This window comes from Allobosea vaviloviae, assembly GCF_001298265.1.
In the GTDB taxonomy this organism is placed as follows: Bacteria; Pseudomonadota; Alphaproteobacteria; order Rhizobiales; family Beijerinckiaceae; genus Allobosea; species Allobosea vaviloviae_B.
This window is the reverse complement of sequence record NZ_LGSZ01000031.1, coordinates 65,664-80,981: the sequence shown is the minus strand read 5'-3', so window position 1 is coordinate 80,981 and position 15,318 is coordinate 65,664. Positions and strand designations below refer to the sequence as shown.

Here is a 15,318-nt window from a genome sequence, read left to right as displayed (position 1 = left end):
CGTCCTTCGTGACGTTCGGGTCAGGGTCTGGAACGGGTCCGTCATTGCGAGCGCAGCGAAGCAATCCAGGAGGACGTCGAGCGCGGCCGCCCCTGGATTGCTTCGCTGTGCTCGCAATGACGGCTGAGGCTTTTCATCCCGGCTTGCGCTGCGAGCCGCGCTTGTGGGCCTGCAGCGCCGCCAGCCGCGTGTCGCGCCAGTCGCTGAGGCGCTTCACCCGGTCCGGCGACTGCGCGCCGCGCCATTCGCTCATCACGGTCTCGACCGTCGCGGCGTCGAAAGGATTGCCGAGCCCTTCGGATGACCTCACCATCGCATCGAGCGAGGCGGAATAGCGCGCGCAGTAATCGGGGATGCCGCCGGGCGCATTCAGCTCGATCGTCTCGAACGGGCCCATGAAGGACCAGCGCAGGCCCAAGCCATCGCGGATCGTCTTGTCGACATCCTCCGCGCTGGCGACGCCTTCGCCAACGATGCGGAAGGCCTCGGCCAGCAGCACGGCCTGAAGGCGGTTCAGAACGAAGCCGGGCTTTTCCTTGCGCAGCACGATCGGCACCTGGCCGGCCTGCTCGTAGATCGCCTTGGCCCGCTCGACCACCGCCGGGTCGGTCCAGGGCGCCGGCGCGAGCTCGACGATCGGCACGAGATGGGGCGGGTTGACAGGGTGCGCCACGAGGCAGCGCGCCCGGCCCGCCAGCGTCTCGCTGAACACCGAGGCCATGATGAAGGAGGTCGAGGACGCCAGGATGGTCGAGGGCGGACAGAGCGCGTCCATCTCGGCGAAGAGCTGCTGCTTGGCCGCGACGGTTTCCGGCCCGTTTTCCTGCACGAGATCGGCGCCGGTCAGCACGTCGGCGAGGTCGCGGGCGACGCGGATCCGGGCGAGCGATCCCTTGGGATTCTCGACCAGCCCATGGCCCGCGAGTTCCTCGAGATTGGTGCCGATATGGGCGCGCGCCGCCTCAGCCGCGCCGGGCACGACGTCATGCAGCGCGACGGAACAGCCATGGCTGGCGAAAACGGTGGCCCAGGCGCGGCCGATCAGGCCCGAACCGACGATGGCGATGCTGGTCATGCGAAGAGTTCCTGATCCACTCGATACAAAGGCGCCGTCATCCCGGACAAGCCGCGCAGCGGCACCGATCCGGGATCCATGCCGGAGCATTTGCCGGATAGGGTCAGGCATGGATCCCGGGTCTGCGCTTCGCTTCGCCCGGGATGACGGCGCAAAGTTCGGGACGTTTCGAACGTCACAGCCACAACACCTGACGCCGGAGCGCGAGATCCTGGCTCAGCGCGCGTGAGGGGCCGGTGTGGACGACGCTGCCGCGCTCAAGCACGACGGTCCGGTCCGACAGCGCCAGCGCGAGATCGAGATGGTGGTCGACGATCACGATCGCGATCTCCTGGCGGAGCTTGTCGAAGGCCTCGAACAGCTCCTCCACGACAGCCGGCGCCAGCCCCTCGAAGGGCTCGTCGAGCAGGAGCACGCGGGTATCGCCCGAAAGCGCGCGCGCCACCGCCACCATCTGCTGCTCGCCGCCCGACAGGTAGTCGGCGGGCGAATGCCAGCGCTGCTTGATGCGCGGGAAGAAGGCGAAGATCTTCTCGTCGTCCCAATGCGTGCCGTTGCCGGTGACGCGCTTGAGCCGCCCGAGCTCCATATTGTCCTTGACGCTCATGCCTGCGAAGAGCCCGCGGCCCTGCGGCACATAGGCAATGCCGGCCCGCGCGATCGCGGCGGGCGGCTGTCCGGCGATGTCCTGGCCGGCTAGCGTGACGCTGCCGCTCGCCGGTGGGGCGATGCCGGTGATGGTCTTGAGCAGGGTCGACTTGCCGGCGCCGTTGCGGCCGAGCAGCGCGACGATCTCGTTCTCGTGCACGTCGAGCGAGACCTGCCGCAGGATATGGCTCTTGCCGTAGAAGGTGTCGACCTTGTCGAGGCCGAGCAGGACGCCGGGTCGGGCCGCGCTCTGGCGCGGCTTCTCCGCCAGCGCATGCGCGCCGGAGCCGATATAGATCTCCTGCACGCGCGGCGACGAGCGCGCATCCTCGACCGTGCCATCGACCAGCACCGAACCCTCGTTCATCACCGTGACATGGTCGGCGATGGCGAAGACGCGGTCGATGTCGTGCTCGACCAGCAGCACCGGCAGGTCGGTCGAGATCGACTTGATCAAATTGCCGACACGCTCGCGCTCGGCCGCCGCCAGGCCCGCCAGCGGCTCGTCGAGCAGCAGCACGCGCGGCTTCGTCGCCAGCGCCAGGCTCATGTCGAGCAGGCGCTGGCCGCCATAGCTCAGCGATCCGGCCTCCGCCGTCTCGATGCCGCGCAGGCCCATCGTGTCGATCACCGTCGACGTCTGCGCGTTGACCTCCGCCAACGCTGCCGAGGGCCGCCAGAAGCCGAAGCGCTCGGCGGCGCGGGCCTGCACGGCGAGCCGCACATTTTCCGCGACCGAGAGCGTCGGAAACAGGTTGGTGATCTGGAACGCGCGCCCGATCCCGGCTTGCGTGATCGCCTCGGGCGACATCCCTCCGATCTGGCGACCGCGCAGATGCACCGTCCCGTGATCGGGCGGGAACAGCCCCGAGATCAGGTTGAAGGCCGTGGTCTTGCCGGCGCCGTTGGGCCCGATCAGCGCATGCAGCTGGCGGTCGGCCATGGTGATGTCGACACCCTCGACCGCCTTGATGCCGCCAAAGCTCTTGGCGAGCCCCCGTGCCGTCAGGATCGGCCCATCGATAGGGTCGCTGGACTTCATGAAGGCCGGCAGCGTCACGGTGCCGGCCTTGCGTTCCGACATTGCGGCATCGCCTGCGACCTGCTTGCGGAAGGGTCGCAAGAGGCGCTCGCCGAAGCCGACGAGGCCGGTCGGCGAGAACACGATGAAGCTGACGAAGAGTAGGCCGAACCAGAACAGCCAGTTCGGCGTGATGCTGGAGAGGTAGTCGCGGAAGATCACGAAAAACAGTGCGCCCAGCGCCGGCCCCAGGAAGGAGCGCATGCCGCCGATGACGACCATCGCCAGCAATTCGCCGGAGAAGGCGACCGAGATCGGCTCGGCCGAGGTCATGCGGTTGTTGAACAGCAGCAGCGAGCCGGCCAGCCCCGTCAGCGCCGCCGAGAGCGTGAAGGCGATCAGCTTGTAGCGGTCGGTGGCATAGCCGAGGAAACGCGCGCGCTGCTCGTTCTCGCGGATCGCCACCAGCACCGTGCCCACCGGCGAGCGGTGGAAGCGCCAGAGGCCGTAGACCACCGCCATGCCGATCAGCGCGACCAGGACATAGAAGCGCGAGGCCTGCTCGAAATCGATGCCCAGGAAGAGCGGACGCTTGATGCCGCCGAGCCCGTCCTCGCCGCCGGTCAGAGCCGTCCAGCGGAAGGCGACGGAGTAGGTCATGGCCGCCAGAGCCAGCGTCAGCAGCGAGAAATAGACCCCCTTGCGGCGCAGGATCAGCGCCCCAAACGCAAAGGCGATCAGCCCGACGAACAGGACGGCGAGCAGAATCGGCAGGGCGAACTGGCCGGGCAGCCAGTTGCGCTGGATCAGCCCGGCGGCATAGGCGGCCAGCCCGAACCAGGCGCCATGGCCGAAGGAAACCAGCCCTGTCGTGCCGACGAGGATGTTCAGCGCCATGCAGGCGATGGCGAAGACGACAATCTCGGTCGCCGACGTCGTGCCGAGCCCGATGACATGCATCAGGAAGGGCAGGGCCAGGAGCCCCGCAGCTGCGATGAAGAGGGGCGCGTGGTCGCGCTGTGCGGGTGTCATCGCGTCCTCACTCGAAGCGCTGGATGCGTTCGCCGAACAGGCCGCGTGGCCTGAACAGCAGGACCAGAAGCATCATCAGGTAGATCACCGCGGTCGACCATTGCGTGTAGCCGAGCCCGATGGTGATGCCCTTGACCAGCCCGACCATCAGGGCCGCCACCACCACGCCCCAGAAGGAGCCGAGTCCGCCGATGACAACCACGACGAAGGCCGGCGTGATGATCTCCTGCCCCATGGCGGGATGGATCGAATAGATCGGCGCCAGCAGCACACCGGCCAGCCCCGCCAATCCGATGCCGATGCCGGCGACCGCGACCATGTAGGGCTGCAGGGAGATGCCGAGCGCGCCAACCATGTCCGGGTTCTGCACGCCGGCCCGCACGACGCGGCCGAAAGCGGTGCGCTGGAGCAGGAACCACAGCCCCAGCACGCACCCGGCCGCGATCAGGAGCAGCATCGCCCGGTAACGCGAATAGATGAAATCGCCGATGAAGATCTGGCCGCGCAAGGCCGGCGGAATCGAGAAGGACAGCGGCGGCGCCCCGAAGATCATCCGCAGCGACTGCTCCGCGACCATAGCCAGCCCGAAGGTCAGCAGCAACGAGAGGATCGGGTCCGATCGGTAGAAGCGCTGGAACAGGCTGCGTTCGACGACAATGCCGATCAGCGCGACCAGCAGCGGCGAGGCCACCATGGCGCCGCCGAAGCCGATATGCGGGGCAAGCACGATCGTCAGATAGGCGCCGATCGCATAGAAGGCGCCATGGGCCAGGTTGACGATGCCGCCGAGCGAAAAGATCAGCGACAGGCCGAGCGCGATCAGGAGGTAATAGACCCCGTCGAGCAGCCCGTTCAGCACCTGCTGGATGAAGAGGGTGAGCAAGGAATGGCCTCTATCGGAATGCGCGCTGCAGGGAAGGGCCCTTCATCATGGCGCGTCATGGTCGGGCTTGACCCGACCATCTCGGAAACCAGCGGTCTCCCGTCACGAGATTCCCGGGTCGGCGCTGCACGCCGCCCGAGAATGACGGATGAGCCATCAGCTCATCTTGCAGACCGCCTCGTCGCCACTGGTGGCGATGACCTCCATGTCCTCGTTGGGGCCGGGCACCGGGGCTGAGGAGGTGAACAGGTCCCACTGGTTCTTGACCTGCGCGGCGGGCAGGGCGGTGATGGTGTACATCTCGCTGATGAGCTGGTGGTCGGAGGCGCGGAAATAGCCCTCGCGGCCCTTGAGCACGTCGAACTTCGCGCCCTTCTCCCAATGCGCCAGGATCTTGGCGGTCTCGGTCGATTTCAGCTCGTTCATCGACTGGGCCATGATCTTCACGGCCATGTAGTCACCCCAGGCCTGGTTCTCGGGCGGCTTGCCGTATTTCTTGGTGAAGGCCGCAACGAAAGCCTTGGTGCCGGGGGTGTCGATCAAATGGTGCCAGACGCAGGGCCAGATGCCGCCGAAATTGTCCTTGCCGGCGGCCCAGGCCAGCGCCGTGTCGAAGCCGAAGCCCGCGACCGGGAAGGTCAGGCCGAACTCCGAATACTGCTTCAGGAAGTTGGTGATCTGGTTGCCGGCGAGGTTCGAGATCACGAGGTCGGGCTTGGCCGCGCGGATTTCGAGCAGCAGCGCCGAGAAGTCGGTCGCGTCGGTCGGCACCAGCTTGTCGGCGGCGAACTGGCCGCCATTGGCCTCCATGAAGCGCTTGGCGACCTTGCTCAGATCATGGCCGAAAGCGTAGTCGGCGGTCAGCGAGAACCACTTCTTGCCCTTCACCAGCCCTTGCGCCATCAGCGAGCGGCCGGCGCTCTTCACATACATCGAGTTCTGGTGCTCGACATGGAACATGTAGCGGTTGCAGCTCTCGCCGCGTAGCGCATCGGAATTGCCGCCCGTGTTGACGAAGAGCGTCTTGTTGCGTGCCGCGACCTGCGAGATCGTCAGGCACGAGGCCGAGGAAATCTCGCCAAGGATGCAGACGACCTTGTCGCGCTCGATCATGCGCTCTGCCTTGGTCGAGGCGGTCTGCGGGTTGACCGAGTCTTCCTTCAGCGCTTCGAGCTTGCGGCCGTTGACGCCGCCGGCCGCATTGATCTCCTCGACCGCGAGATCGACCGCCATCACGCCATATTCGCCGAGCGGCCCGAGAAAGCCGGTGCGCGGCGTCAGGTGGCCGAAGCGGATTGCGTCGGGTGTCTGAGCCAGGATGAGGGACGGGCTGGCGATGAGCCCGGTCGCGGCGCCGGCGCCGAGCCCGGCCAGCGCCTGCCGGCGCGAGAGTCGGGTCGTCTTCAACAGGTCTGACATCGGCGTTCCTCCCAGAACGAGTGCCGCACCGTTTCGGCGTCGGCTGATTGTGGCGAGCGGTCTGATGCCGCTTGTCGTGATCTGTGATCACAGTTAGGTTGGCAGACATGATCGCCCCTGTCCAGCCCTTGCCTGTCGCCATCGAGCGGATCGCTCCCGCGACCGCGCCCGACGGATCGGCCCTCGACGAGATCGGCGCGCTTCAGCACGAGACGCTCGGCGAGCGGGTCACCGGCGAACTGCGGGCGCTTCTTGTCGCGGGTCGCCTCGCTCCCGGCGAGAAGCTTTCGCTGCGGCGGGTGGCCGAGGCATTGGGCGTCTCGATGATGCCGGTGCGCGAGGCCGTCAGCCGGCTGGCCGCTGACCGGGCGCTCGAGGTTCTGCCGGGCAGGGCGGTGCGGGTGCCGGTGCTCTCGCTGGATCAGTTCCGCGAGTTGACGCGGCTGCGGCTCGTGGTCGAGGGCTTTGCCGCCGAGGAAGCGGCGCGCAAGGCGACACCTTCGGAGATCGCGCGGATCGCCGCCCATGATGCGGATTTCCGCAAGGCCGCCAGCGCCGATCCGCCCGACAGCGCGGGCGCTGTGGCGGCCAATCGCGACCTGCATTTCGCGCTCTATGAGGCGGCCGGCATGCCGAGCCTGATCGAGATGATCGAGCGGCTTTGGCTGAAGGCTGGCCCCATCCTCAACCTCGACATGCGCGACGAGCCGCGCCGCCTCAAAGGTGGCAGTGCCATGCAGGCCCATGCGCGGCTGCTCGACGCCTTGCGCCGGCGAGATGGGGCGGCTGCCCGCTCCGCGCTGGAGGACGACATCACGGCTGCAGCCGCGCATATCGAGGATACGGGCCAGCTCAGCGCCTGAACACAATCGCGACAGGGAGACGTCAGGATGGACTTGCAGATCAAGGGCTTGCGCGTGCTGGTGACGGCTGGCGCCAATGGCATCGGCCGCGCCACGGCGCGGGCCTTCGCGGCGGAGGGGGCGAAGGTCCATATCTGCGACGTCGACCGCGCCGCACTGGCGGAGATGGCGCAGAGCGACCCGGCGATGACCCAGTCGGTGTGCGACGTCTCGGATCGCGCCGCGGTCGGCCGGCTCATGGACGAGGCGCTGGCGGCACTGGGCGGCCTCGACTGCCTCGTCAACAATGCCGGCATCGCCGGTCCCACCGGCCGCGTCGACGAGATCGCGCCCGAGGACTGGGATTCCTGCGTCGCCATCGACCTGACCGGGCAGTTCAACTGCACGCGGCTCGCCGTGCCCTATCTCAAGCAGTCGAAGAACGCGTCGATCGTCAATCTCTCCAGCCAGGCCGGCAAGCACGGCTTCCCGCTGCGCTCGCCCTATGCGGCGGCGAAATGGGGGGTCATAGGCTTCACCAAGGCGCTCTCCGCCGAACTCGGCGAGTTCGGCATCCGGGCCAATGCGATCTGCCCCGGCCTGGTCGAGGGGCCGCGCATCCAGAGCGTCATCGCCAACAAGGCGCGCAGCTTCAACGTCTCGCATGAGGAAATGACCGCGCGGCTATTCGCCGGCGTTTCGATCAAGCAGTTCGTCGACCCTGCCGACATCGCCAAACAGATCGTCTTCCTCGCCTCGTCCTTTGCCAAGACGATCTCGGGCCAGGAAATCTCGGTCTGCGGCGATACGCGCATGCTGGCCTAGGACTTCAGCCCTCCAGATAAGGAGCCGCGCCGCGGCGTCTCGAAGCAGGGGGCTCGGGCGCCTGTCCGAAGTCCCTCGGTCGACCCGCTCAGGCCAGAGCATCGACGGCGACAGTCTCGCCACGCGCCAGCGGCGGACCATCGACCCTCGGAACGGCCGAGAGCAGCTTGATCGTGTAGGGGTGGGTTGGCGCCTGCATGATCTGCTCGGCCGGGCCGATCTCGACCATCTTGCCGTGATGCATCACCGCGACCCGGTCTGCGAGATGGGCCACCACCGAGATGTCGTGCGAGATGAAGAGATAGGCGACGCCGAGGCGGTCGCGCAGATCGGCGAGCAAATTGACGATCGCCGCCTGCACGGAGACGTCGAGCGCCGAGACCGGCTCGTCGCAGACGATGAATTTCGGCTGCGTCGCCAGCGCGCGCGCTATGCCGACGCGCTGCTTCTCGCCGCCGCTCATCTGGTGGGCATAGCGGTCGGCGTAGTGGGCCGGCAGCCTGATGAGGTCGAGCAGCTCATCGACCCGCTTGGGGATTTCACTCTTCGGCGCGAGACCGAAGCGTGCGATCGGGCGGCCGAGCAGTTCGCGGATCGTCTTGCGCGGGTTGAGCGAAGAATCCGGATTCTGGAAGACGATCTGCGCGGCGCGCCGCATGGCCTCCAGTGCGCTTTGCGGCTTGTCGGAGACAGTCTCGCCGGCGATGCGGATCAGACCTGAATCGGCCTCGATCAGGCGCAGGATGGTGCGGCCGAGCGTGGTCTTGCCCGAGCCCGATTCACCGACGAGGCCGACGACCTCGCCCGGCGCGATCGTGAGCGAGATGTCATCGACCGGCTTGATGCTGAGCGTATCCCGCACCGGCCGCCAGCGCTCCCAGCGCAGCGCGCCCCGGCTGAGCACGAAGCTCTTGGTCAGGTTTTCGACCTCAACGACGGGTCCTGACCCGGTCGGTGCGGCGCCCGTCGCGGCAGACACCGTCTCCTGCTGAACCGGCCAGGGCGTCTCGCGCAGAGCCTCTGCCGAGCTGCAGCGAACCATTCTCTCGCCGACCGGAAGCAGCCTTTGCGGCTTGTCGCTGTCATCGGTCGCGAAGGGGCAGCGTGGTGCGAAGCGGCAGCCGGCGGGCGGGTTGCGCAGATCGGGCAGGCGGCCGGGGATGGCGGCGAGCCGCGCCATCCTGCGGCCGATGCGCGGGATCGCGGCGAGCAGCCCCTTGGTATAGGGATGCACGGGCCGCTGAAGCACGTCCTCGGTCGCGCCCTGCTCGACGATCTGGCCGCCATAGAGCACCGCGACCTCGTCGGCGATGCGTCGGACCACGCCGAGATTATGGCTGATGAAGACCATCGTCAGCCCGCGTCGAACCCTGAGGTCCTCGAGCAGGTCGAGGATCTGCGCTTCGATCGTGACGTCGAGCGCCGTGGTCGGCTCGTCCAGGATCAGCAGTTCGGGCTCCGAGGCGAGCGCGCCGGCGATCAGCGCGCGCTGGCGCATGCCGCCCGACAGCTCATGCGGATAGGCTTTCGCGACCGCCTCCGGCTTGACGATGCCGACCTCGTCGAGGAGTTCGATCGCCCGCGCAAAGGCGCGCTCGGCCGTGAAGCCGCGATGATGCACCAGGCCTTCGCCGACCTGGTCGCCGATGCGCAAGCTGGGGTTCAGCACCGAGAACGGGTCCTGGAAGACGAGCCCGATGCGCGAGCCGCGCAACTGCCGGCGGGCCTCCGCGTCCATCGTCAGGATGTCGGCGCCGTCGAACAGGATGCGCCCCAACGGCACCGTCGCCTCGGCGGGCAAAAGCCCCATGGCGGCCAGCGCGATCGTGCTCTTGCCAGAGCCGGATTCGCCGACCAGCGCCAGCGTCGAGCCCTTGCGGGCCTCGAGCGTGACCGAGGACAGCGCCTCGATCTCGCCGCCGGCCGTTCGATAGCGGACCGTCAGGTCGTCGATTTCGAGCATGGCCCTAAGCCTTCCCCAGCCGCGCCTTGAGGCGCGGGTCGAGCCGCTCGCGGGCGCCGTCGCCCAGCAGGTTGATGCCGACCACCAGCAGACACATGGCGAGCCCGGGCGCCAGCGCGATCCAGGGCGCGCGGTCGAGGAAGGAGCGCGCCTCCGAGATCATCAGCCCCCAGTCCGAACTCGGCGGCTGGGCTCCGAGCCCGAGGAAGGAGAGGGCAGAGCCGAGCAGGATGGCGTAGGTCACCCGCAGGCTGGCTTCCACGATCAGCGGCGGCCAGGCATTGGGCAGGATCTCGCGGAACAGGATGTAGGATGTGCTCTCCGCGCGCGCCTTCGCTGCCTGGATGAACTCCTCGTTGGCAAGCGTCAGCGTGACGCTGCGCGCCAGCCGCGCGATCGGCGGGATATAGACGAATCCCACCGCCATGGCGGTCTTCCAGAGCGCAGGCGGGGTCACCGCCAGCACCAGCAGGCCGAGCATGATCGGCGGGATCGCCATCAGCACGTCGGCCAGCCGCATTAGCGCCTCGTCGATCCAGCCGCGGAAATAGCCTGCCGCGAGCCCCATCGGCACGCCGATGGCAAGGCTGACCAGCGTCGCCGCCACGCCCATGCCGATCGACAGCCGCGCGCCCATCAGCAGCCGGCTGAGCACGTCGCGGCCATATTCGTCGGTGCCGAACCAGTAGGTCGCGTTCGGCGCCAGGAAGCGCGTGCGCATCGAGATCGTGTCCCAGGGATGCGGCGCGATCCAAGGCGCGAGCAGCCCGAGCAGCAGAATGGAGCCGGTGATGGCCAGCCCCAGCTTGAGCTGGAGCGGCCAAGGCTTGCGCGGAGGCGTGGGCTTGCGCGGCGGCCTGACCGGCGCGGTGGCGGCTGCAGGCTCAGGCGACATTGCGGCCGAACCTGATCTTGGGGTTGAAGCGGGCATAGAGCAGGTCCGCGAGCAGGTTGGCGAGCGCGTAGATCGCGGCGACGACGAGGATCGCGGCCTGCAGCGTCGGCAGGTCGCGGTTCTGGATCGAGAAGACGACGAGGCGGCCCAGGCCCGGATAGGCGAAGACGGTCTCGATCACGACGATGCCGCCCATCAGCCGGCCGAAATCCAGCGCCAGCACCGTGATCGTCGGCAGGAGCGCGTTGCGCAGCGCGTGGTGCAGGACGATGACGCGCTCGGGCAGGCCCTTGGCGCGCGCGGCGGTGATGTAGGGGCTCTGCATCACCTCGATCATGCTGGAGCGCGTCAGCCGCGAGACATGGGCGAGATGGCCGAAGACCAGCGTGAGCGTCGGCGCGATCAGGTGCTTGGCCCACTCCCAGACGCCGGCCGAGATCGGCTCGTAGCCCGAGGCCGGCAGCCAGCCGAGCCAGGATGCGAAGACGATGATGACGACGATCGCCCAAAAGAACTCCGGCACGGCAATGCCGAGATAGGTCGCAACCGAGACGCCGTGGTCGAGCGCGCGGCCGTGGCGCAGCGCCGCCGCGATCCCCAGGCCCACGCCGATGATGGCGATCAGCACGAAGGAGACGCCGGTCAGCATCAGCGAGCGCTGGATCGCCTCCAGCAGCATCGGCCCTACGGGTCTGTTCATGAGGGTGGATTCGCCGAGATTGCCGGTCAGGAAACCGCCTGCCCAGCGCAGATATTGCTGCCAGACCGGGTCGGTGAGGCCGAGCTTGAGCTCCAGCGCATGGACCTGCTCGGGCGTCGCGAAGGAGCCCAGGATCAGATAGGCGACGTTGGCTGGCAGCAGCGTCGTGACGCCGAAGACGAGCATCGACACCGCCACGAGGACGAGGACCACGAAGGCCAGGCGTCGGGTGATGTAGGCTGCCATCGGGGATGGGTTCCAGTGAACCGGGGCTGCGCCCGCCCACGCCGCTACGCGGGGGGCGGACGCAGAGGCTGGATCAGGGCTTGAGCGAGACGCTTTTCAGCTCGAGCCACTGCATCGGGGTCGACTTGAAGCCCTCAACCTTCTTGCTGACGCCGTTCACATGGGCGGCCGAGTAGGCGATGATGCCCGGCACGGTCTCCTCGACGAGTTCCTGGAACTTGCCGAAGATGACCTTGCGCGCCGCCTCGTCATTGGTCTTGCGGGCGTCGTCCAGAAGCTGATCGACGCGGGCGTCCTTGTAGATCCAGAGCTGCTTGTTCCAGCTTCCGGACGAATGGTAGAACGGATAGATCGCCGTATCGATCGTCGGCCGGGCGAAGTAGCCATCGACATACATCTGCGCCTTGCCCGCGACATTCGCCGTGTAGGAGGCGAAGGGCACCCGCTCGACATTGATGCGGATGCCGGCCGCCTTGGCCATGTCGCGCACGGCGACGCCGACGCGCACGCGCTGCTCGCGCTCCTGCGGAACCTGCATCGGCACGTCGAAGCCATTGGGGAAGCCGGCCTCGGCCAGCAGCTTCTTGGCCTGCGCGACGTCCGGCGGGGCGAACTTCAGGGCCTTGTTGAAATAGGGGTGGCTCGGAGGGATCGGGCTGAAGGTCGGGGCGCCTTGGCCGAACAGCGCGAGTTCGACGATCGCCTCCTTGTCGATCGTGAGGGCCAGCGCCTTGCGGACGCGCACATCATTGAAGGGCGGGCGGTCGTTGTTGAGGATCACGCCGTCCCAGGTCGGGGTCGAGACGCTGTCGGCGCGTGCGACCGCGCTGGTCTTGAGCTTCTCGACCGCCTCATAGGGCATGCTCCAGACGATATCGAGCGCGCCGGATTCGAGCGCCGCCATGCGCGCCGAGGATTCCGGCACGATGCGCAGCGTGACGCCGTCGAGCTTGGGCAGGCCGGCTTCGAAATAGCTGGGGTTTTTGACCAGTTCGAGCCGGTCGCCGGGCGACCAGGACTTGAACATGAACGGCCCCGTGCCGATCGGCTGCGTCGAGAGCTCGGCGAGTTTGTCCTTGGGGACGATGCGCAGGTTGCGGTCGGCGAAGATGTCGGCGAAGCCGGCATAGGGGATGTTGAGCTTGAACTCGACCGTCAGCGGATCGGTCGCGGACACGCCGTCGACCATCGACAGGCCGGTGCGGGCGCGCGAACCCGTCGCCGGGTCGAGGATGCGCTTCATCGTGGCGACGACGTCTTCGGCGTCCATCACGCGGCCATGGTGGAACTTGACGCCCTGGCGCAGCTTGAAGGTCCAGGTCTTGAGGTCGTCGGACGCCGTCCAGCTCTCGGCGAGATCCGGCTTCACGGTCATGTCGGGATCGATCCGCGACAGGCCGTTGAACAGCAGGTGGACGTAGACGTATTCGTCGCCGATCGTCGTCTTGGCCGGGTCGAGCTGGCTCAGCGTCGTGCCGAGCGCGACGCGGACCGTGCCCTGGGCGGCCGCCGGCAGGGCCGTCAGCGCGGTGGAAAGGCCGATGGTGATGGCCAGTGTCGATAGTAGTCGTCGCATGGTGGAATCCCCTCGTTTTTTGATCGGTCAGCTTTGTTTGGGCCGGTTCGCGATAGCCGTGTCCGGGTCTGTCGCCCGGGTCACATAGAGATCCGCCGTCGGCTCGTATTCGCGCCAGAGCCGGGCAAGGGTCGCGATCGGGTCGGGATCGCTGTCGACGCGCAGGTCGACATAGGGAAAGGCGTGCTCGTGGACGACGACGAGCGCGGTCGAGACCAATGGCTTGAACTCGCCGCCGGCCTCGTCGCCGGCCTTCAGCGCCGCGATCAGGCGCGCCGCGAGCGGCGCCTCCGGATCGGCCTCGAAAGCCCGCACCATCGCGTCGGGAACCTCCTTCGAGCGCACGATATTGCCCAGCGCCACGCAATCGCGCCCATGCGCCTCAGCCAGCTCGGGCTGCACATTGGCGCCGCTGAAGCTCGCGGTGCGGCCTTCCCGGTCTATCAGGGCGAGCTGGCGCCAGTCGCCGCGCGGCGTGCCGGCAGCCGCGGCATCAATCGCCTGCTGCGCCGTGTAGCCGCGCTTGAGCAGATCCAGCATCAACGGCCCCAGGCGAGGGTCGGTCATGTGCTGGGTCAACGCGGCACCGACGCCGGCGGCCGCATGCTGGCAGCGCGAGCCGACCGCGATCGAGGAGGTCGTCACGATCGCGCCCAGCATGCCGGTCCGGGCGCAGCGTCCGGCGAGCGAGAACGTCATCGCGAGCCCGCCTTGATCGCGACGATATCGACCTCCATCAGCAGTTCGGGGCTGGCGAGGCCCTTCACGATCACGGTCGTGAAGGCGCAGGCGTTGTCGCCGAGGCGCTCGCGGACGACCGCGTTGACGTCGGTCAGGAAGGCCCGGTCGGTGACGTAGACGGTCGCCTTGGCGACGTCGGCGAGCGTCGCACCGGCTTCCGAGAGCAGCGTCGCGACATTGTCCATGGCCGTCCGCGCCTGCACCTTGGCGTCGCCCGCGCCATAAAGCACCTCGTCGAGCCCCATCCCCGTCTGGCCGCGCAGCGTGATCCGGTCGCCCGACACCACCGCCATGCAGAACTCGCAGTCGAGCGGCTGTTGTTCCTTGCCGTAGCGCGCGGCGCTGGAGTGATAGGTCCGCAGCCGCTGATGCGGCTTGCCGCCCTGCTTGCGGACGACCGTGACGTCGATCTCGAACAGGATGTCCTGACGCGCGAAGCCGGTGGTGACGATGCCGGTCGAGACCGGCCTGACCCCGGCGAGATGCTTGCCGATCATCGGGTACACCCCAGCGCGATAAGCGCGGTCGGAGATGTAGACCGTGATCTTGCAGATATCCTCTGGGGATGCGCCGGCTTCTTCCAGCAAGATCTTGAGATTGGCCATCGCCAGATCCGCCTGCGCCGCCGCATCGGCGACGCCGCGTCCCTTGGCCTTGACGCCGGTATGATCGAGGCCCGCGCCAGTCTGCCCGCGCAGGAAGAACTCCTCGTCGGTCGCGAGCACCATCGCGCCCTGCCAGGGGAAGCCCTGTCCGTGCCAGCTTTCGAAGGTGTAGGGGCGGGTGTAGCGCGGCGGCGTGGCAGGAATCGCGGCTTCGGCGTCGATCTGGACGATCAACTCTGGCAGCGGCAGCCCGGCCACGACCAGCCCCGTGCTGACGGCGCGAACCTCGGGCAGACGCTGGGCGATGACGGCATAGACCTCGGCCCGATAGCCGCGATCGACGATGCAGGTGGTGAGCTTGGTCAGGCTGGCGAGCGAGCCGCCGGCTGCCTTCAGCGCGGCTTCGAGCTGGTCGAGCGCGGCGTGCGTCTGGGCAGCCGCGTCGCCCATGCCGGCGATGCTGCCATCGGGCTTCAACGCGCTGGCGCCGCTGAGGAAGACGCGCTCCCCGCTGCGCACGGCGCCGGCGATCGGCTTGTCGGCGATGCCCGGGAGGGCGGAGGGGGCAATGGCGAGGCGTTTCATGTGGTCTCCGCAGGGCGCGCCTCGCCATGTCCGCCGAGGATGCGCTTCAGGCCGTGTCGGCGATGCAAGAATGACACCCGATCCCGCGATGGCAGGTTGATCGCGGGATCGGGGCATTGATGACGCGATCGAAATGCTAGGACGGAAACCGGCCGTTGATCGAATTAAAATCGGGCCGTCATTATTCACGCCGATTATAGGCCGGGCCAGGCTGTCGGCAGCCTCCGGCCGGCAGCCGCGGCATGTGACCTGGATTGCGTGG

General features: G+C 67.7%; 12 protein-coding genes. 2 read left to right on the top strand and 10 right to left on the bottom strand.

Annotated features, from left to right (window positions below):
• Window positions 1-133: 133 nt before the first annotated feature.
• The 4 genes from AE618_RS09190 to AE618_RS09175 all read right to left on the bottom strand — a co-directional run bounded on the left by AE618_RS09190 (window position 134) and on the right by AE618_RS09175 (window position 6,078).
• A complete protein-coding gene (locus AE618_RS09190; protein WP_054208759.1) occupies window positions 134-1,075 on the bottom strand; it encodes a 3-hydroxyacyl-CoA dehydrogenase in 942 nt (313 codons plus the stop codon).
• Window positions 1,076-1,250: 175 nt separating this feature from the next.
• Complete coding sequence (locus AE618_RS09185; protein WP_054208758.1) at window positions 1,251-3,776, bottom strand: branched-chain amino acid ABC transporter ATP-binding protein/permease; 2,526 nt, start codon at window positions 3,774-3,776, stop codon at window positions 1,251-1,253.
• 7 nt (window positions 3,777-3,783) lie between these two features.
• Entirely contained in the window at window positions 3,784-4,659 is an 876-nt protein-coding gene (locus AE618_RS09180) for a branched-chain amino acid ABC transporter permease (RefSeq protein WP_054208757.1), read from the bottom strand.
• Window positions 4,660-4,815: 156 nt separating this feature from the next.
• Window positions 4,816-6,078, bottom strand: a complete 1,263-nt coding sequence (locus AE618_RS09175) for an ABC transporter substrate-binding protein (protein ID WP_054208756.1) — start codon at window positions 6,076-6,078, stop codon at window positions 4,816-4,818.
• A 107-nt stretch (window positions 6,079-6,185) separates the two neighbouring features.
• On the opposite strand from AE618_RS09175, the gene AE618_RS09170 reads away from it, so the two are divergent.
• Entirely contained in the window at window positions 6,186-6,941 is a 756-nt protein-coding gene (locus tag AE618_RS09170) for a GntR family transcriptional regulator (protein WP_082365121.1), read from the top strand.
• A gap of 27 nt (window positions 6,942-6,968) precedes the next feature.
• A complete protein-coding gene (locus tag AE618_RS09165; protein ID WP_054208755.1) occupies window positions 6,969-7,745 on the top strand; it encodes an SDR family oxidoreductase in 777 nt (258 codons plus the stop codon).
• Window positions 7,746-7,833: 88 nt separating this feature from the next.
• Here AE618_RS09165 and AE618_RS09160 read toward each other — a convergent pair whose 3' ends face one another.
• The 6 genes from AE618_RS09160 to AE618_RS09135 form a co-directional block, all read right to left on the bottom strand.
• Window positions 7,834-9,708 carry a dipeptide ABC transporter ATP-binding protein gene (locus tag AE618_RS09160; RefSeq protein WP_054208754.1) on the bottom strand — a complete coding sequence of 625 codons (1,875 nt, stop codon included), beginning with the start codon at window positions 9,706-9,708 and terminating at the stop codon, window positions 7,834-7,836.
• A 4-nt stretch (window positions 9,709-9,712) separates the two neighbouring features.
• Window positions 9,713-10,603 (bottom strand): ABC transporter permease, encoded by an 891-nt coding sequence (locus AE618_RS09155; protein WP_082365120.1) that lies wholly within the window; start codon window positions 10,601-10,603, stop codon window positions 9,713-9,715.
• Window positions 10,593-11,549 (bottom strand): ABC transporter permease, encoded by a 957-nt coding sequence (locus tag AE618_RS09150; protein WP_054208753.1) that lies wholly within the window; start codon window positions 11,547-11,549, stop codon window positions 10,593-10,595. Before AE618_RS09150 ends, AE618_RS09155 begins: the two co-directional genes overlap by 11 nt.
• Before the next feature lie 73 nt (window positions 11,550-11,622).
• On the bottom strand, window positions 11,623-13,125 hold the full coding sequence (locus AE618_RS09145; RefSeq protein WP_054208752.1) for an ABC transporter substrate-binding protein: 1,503 nt from the start codon (window positions 13,123-13,125) through the stop codon (window positions 11,623-11,625).
• Between the two features lie 27 nt (window positions 13,126-13,152).
• Window positions 13,153-13,824 carry a DUF1028 domain-containing protein gene (locus tag AE618_RS09140; protein ID WP_054208751.1) on the bottom strand — a complete coding sequence of 224 codons (672 nt, stop codon included), beginning with the start codon at window positions 13,822-13,824 and terminating at the stop codon, window positions 13,153-13,155.
• Entirely contained in the window at window positions 13,821-15,056 is a 1,236-nt protein-coding gene (locus tag AE618_RS09135) for a RidA family protein (protein ID WP_054208750.1), read from the bottom strand. The genes AE618_RS09140 and AE618_RS09135 overlap by 4 nt, the downstream gene beginning before the upstream one ends.
• Between the last annotated feature and the right edge of the window lie 262 nt (window positions 15,057-15,318).

Excerpts from the sequence above, each read along its gene's own strand:
- AE618_RS09190 (WP_054208759.1), bottom strand. The coding sequence starts at position 1,075 with ATGACCAGCATCGCCATCGTCGGTTCGGGCCTGATCGGCCGCGCCTGG.
- AE618_RS09185 (WP_054208758.1), bottom strand. The coding sequence starts at position 3,776 with ATGACACCCGCACAGCGCGACCACGCGCCCCTCTTCATCGCAGCTGCG.
- AE618_RS09175 (WP_054208756.1), bottom strand. The coding sequence starts at position 6,078 with ATGTCAGACCTGTTGAAGACGACCCGACTCTCGCGCCGGCAGGCGCTG.
- AE618_RS09170 (WP_082365121.1), top strand. The coding sequence starts at position 6,186 with ATGATCGCCCCTGTCCAGCCCTTGCCTGTCGCCATCGAGCGGATCGCT.
- AE618_RS09165 (WP_054208755.1), top strand. The coding sequence starts at position 6,969 with ATGGACTTGCAGATCAAGGGCTTGCGCGTGCTGGTGACGGCTGGCGCC.
- AE618_RS09160 (WP_054208754.1), bottom strand. The coding sequence starts at position 9,708 with ATGCTCGAAATCGACGACCTGACGGTCCGCTATCGAACGGCCGGCGGC.
- AE618_RS09155 (WP_082365120.1), bottom strand. The coding sequence starts at position 10,603 with ATGTCGCCTGAGCCTGCAGCCGCCACCGCGCCGGTCAGGCCGCCGCGC.
- AE618_RS09150 (WP_054208753.1), bottom strand. The coding sequence starts at position 11,549 with ATGGCAGCCTACATCACCCGACGCCTGGCCTTCGTGGTCCTCGTCCTC.
- AE618_RS09145 (WP_054208752.1), bottom strand. The coding sequence starts at position 13,125 with ATGCGACGACTACTATCGACACTGGCCATCACCATCGGCCTTTCCACC.
- AE618_RS09140 (WP_054208751.1), bottom strand. The coding sequence starts at position 13,824 with ATGACGTTCTCGCTCGCCGGACGCTGCGCCCGGACCGGCATGCTGGGC.
- AE618_RS09135 (WP_054208750.1), bottom strand. The coding sequence starts at position 15,056 with ATGAAACGCCTCGCCATTGCCCCCTCCGCCCTCCCGGGCATCGCCGAC.